This is a genomic window from Photobacterium sp. R1 (assembly GCF_054600795.1).
In genome coordinates this window covers 1-234 of sequence record NZ_BAAHZP010001012.1, presented here as the reverse complement: position 1 = coordinate 234, position 234 = coordinate 1, and the positions used below count along the sequence as shown (strand labels likewise).

The following is a 234-nucleotide window of genomic DNA, read 5'->3' as shown; positions in this document are numbered from 1 at the left end:
AGCGCCGGTATTGTCATTCTGCTGCATTTTAAGTGGTCAGGGGTGCAACTGAGAACTATCTCACTGGATTTGGCTTTGCTGGGCGTGGTACTGGGATTTTTCTGCACTGTCTTGCCGTCCTATTTAATTGCAGCCGCGATGGCGCGCCTGACTCCTTCGGCAGTCAGTCTGACCAGCAATATCGGCCCGGCTATGACAACCATCTTCGCAATCACCCTGCTTGATGAGTCATTT

1 protein-coding gene is annotated in these 234 nt (G+C 51.7%); it reads left to right on the top strand.

Annotated features, from left to right (window positions below; all coding sequences use genetic code 11):
• The coding region (locus ACYP03_RS28110; protein WP_459782951.1) for an EamA family transporter at positions 1-234 on the top strand (234 nt) is incomplete at both ends.